The organism is Nocardia cerradoensis NBRC 101014 (genome assembly GCF_000308535.1).
Classification (GTDB): Bacteria; Actinomycetota; Actinomycetes; order Mycobacteriales; family Mycobacteriaceae; genus Nocardia; species Nocardia cerradoensis.
On sequence record NZ_BAFW01000041.1, the window covers coordinates 1 to 2,694 of the forward strand.

Below are 2,694 nucleotides of genomic sequence, written 5' to 3' on the forward strand. Positions count from 1 at the left end.
CATGGCAATCGTCGCATCGTGACCGAGCGGTCGATGGTCGGCATGCCCGAGACCGGTATCGGCTTCATTCCCGATGTCGGCGGCACCTATCTGCTGGCGCGCACCCCGGGTGAACTGGGCACTCACGTGGCCCTGACCACCGCCCGCATGGGCGCCGGTGACGCGATCGCGGCCGGATTCGCCGACCATTTCGTTCCCGCCGAACGCATTCCGGATCTGCTGGCGCAGCTGCGGCGCACCGACGCCGACGCCGCGATCGCCGCCGTCGCGCAGCCCGCGCCGGTGTCGGATCTCGCCGCCCAGCGGTCCTGGATCGACGCCTGCTACAGCGCCGACACGGTCGAGGAGATCGTCGCGCGGCTGCAACGCCACGACGCCCCCGAGGCCGCCAAGGCGGCCGGCGACGTGCTGGCGAAATCGCCGGTGGCACTGAAGGTTACGTTGCGCTCCCTGCGCAACGCCCGGCGAGCGGCGAACCTGGAACAGGCGCTCGACGAGGAGTACCGGGTCTCGGTGGCCGCGCTGACCACCCATGATCTGGTGGAGGGCATCCGCGCCCAGGTGGTCGACAAGGACCGCAATCCGCAGTGGTCGCCCGCCACCCTCGCCGAGGTGCCGGATGCGCTGGTGGACAGCTATTTCGCCGATCTGGGCGACCGGGAACTCGGACTGAGCGGAGCACAGGAGTGATGAGCGTGACGAAGGTGGCCTTCCTGGGCCTCGGCCATATGGGCGGCCCGATGGCGGCGAATCTGGTGCGTGCCGGATATCAGGTACTGGCCTACGACCCGGTGCCGGCCGCGCAGGAGCAGGCCCGCGCCGACGGGGCGGAGGTCTTCGACACCGCCGCGGCGGCCGTGACGGAAGCCGAGATCGTCATCACCATGCTGCCCAACGGCCGCATCGTGCTCGACGTCTACGACGCTGTGCTGCCGTCGGCCAAACCCGGCACCCTGTTCATCGACTGCTCCACCATCGACGTCGCCGACGCCAAGCGCGCGGCGGAAGTCGCTGTGGCAGCGGGACATCGGGCCTTGGACGCACCGGTGTCCGGCGGCGTCGGCGGTGCCACCGCCGGCACGTTGACCTTCATGGTCGGCGGCGAGGCCGAGGACTTCGCCGCGGCGCAGCCGGTGCTGGACGTGATGGGCGGCAAGGTCGTGCACTGCGGCGGCGCGGGCGTGGGGCAGGCCGCCAAGATCTGCAACAACATGATGCTGGGCATCTCGATGATCGGGCTGTCCGAGGCGATCGTGCTGGGCGAGAAGCTGGGCCTGACCCACGACAAGTTCTACGACGTGGTCTCCACCGCCTCGGGCCAGTGCTGGTCGCTGACCACCTATTGCCCGGTGCCCGGACCGGTGCCGACCAGCCCGGCGAACAACGAGTACCGGCCTGGTTTCGCGACCGCGCTGATGAACAAGGACCTGGGCCTGGCCGCGAATGCCCTGCGCGACAACGGTGTCGAGGGGCGGTTCGGTCTGCTGGCGGCAGAGATCTACGAGCAGTTCAACCGGTCGGCGGGGGACCTGGACTTCTCCGCTATCGTCACCGATATTCGTCGCCGTTCCGGCGCGGAGCCGGGCCAGGATTCCGGCGAGTAGCCGAGAAAGGGAAACAGTGACCGACTTCGAGACCATTCTGCTGGAGCGCACCGGACGGGTCGCGGTGATCACCCTGAATCGGCCGAAGGCACTCAACGCGTTGAATACGCAGGTGCTCACCGACATCACCGCCGCCCTCGACGAGGTGGAGGCCGATGCGGGTATCGGCGCGGTGGTGCTGACCGGTTCGGAGAAGGCGTTCGCCGCCGGAGCCGATATCAAGGAGATGCAGTCCAAGTCCTATATGGACATGTTCCTGGCCGATTTCTTCCAGGGCTGGGACCGGGTGGGCGCGTTCCGCAAGCCGATCATCGCGGCGGTGGCCGGATACGCGCTGGGTGGCGGCTGTGAACTGGCGATGATGTGCGACATCCTGATCGCCGCCGACACCGCGAAGTTCGGCCAGCCGGAGATCAAGCTGGGCGTGATACCCGGTATGGGCGGCTCGCAGCGCCTGACCCGCGCGGTCGGCAAGGCCAAGGCCATGGACCTGATTCTCACCGGCCGCAACATGGACGCCGAGGAGGCCGAACGGGCCGGACTCGTGGCCCGTGTCGTTCCGGCGGCGGATCTGCTGTCCACCGCGCGCGAGGTCGCCGAGACCATCGCCGGCATGTCGCTGCCGTCGGTGATGATCGCCAAGGAGGCCGTGAACCGCTCCTACGAAACCACGCTCACCGAGGGCCTGCGTTTCGAGCGCCGGGTGTTCCACTCGCTGTTCGCGACCGAGGATCAGACCGAGGGCATGACCGCCTTCGTGGAGAAGCGCGCGGCGAACTTCGAACACCGCTGAGCTACCCCCGACAGCCGAGCACCGCTCGCAGTCGACGGCCCGGCTGTCGCCGCCCGCATTCGCCGATCCGGTGAGTACGTGCGGCGAGGCCGGGCCGCTGCGGTGGATACCGCACGAGTCCATGCCCACGTCGAGCGGTCGCGAGCCCGTAAATTCCCGTACGCTCATCGGCGTGAGATGGGTAGCGGCCGTGATCACCGTGGCCTCCGCTGTGGTGGCGGCGGGTTGCGGCGCGTCCGGGCCGACCCCGGCCGCGACGAGCCCGGCCCCGGCGCCGGCCTCCGCGCAGGCGCTGGC

Annotated in this window: 3 protein-coding genes; all 3 read left to right on the top strand. The window is 69.2% G+C overall.

What is annotated here, in order from left to right:
* Positions 1–690: enoyl-CoA hydratase/isomerase family protein (locus tag ON23_RS05690; protein ID WP_039776807.1), on the top strand; the 690-nt coding region annotated here is incomplete at its 5' end.
* Positions 690–1,604, top strand: coding sequence for a 3-hydroxyisobutyrate dehydrogenase (gene mmsB / locus ON23_RS05695; RefSeq protein WP_039776808.1), 915 nt, complete (start codon positions 690–692; stop codon positions 1,602–1,604). The genes ON23_RS05690 and mmsB, both read left to right, overlap by 1 nt.
* A 16-nt stretch (positions 1,605–1,620) precedes the next feature.
* Positions 1,621–2,397 carry an enoyl-CoA hydratase gene (locus tag ON23_RS05700; protein WP_039776809.1) on the top strand — a complete coding sequence of 259 codons (777 nt, stop codon included), beginning with the start codon at positions 1,621–1,623 and terminating at the stop codon, positions 2,395–2,397.
* The last annotated feature ends 297 nt before the right edge of the window (positions 2,398–2,694 follow it).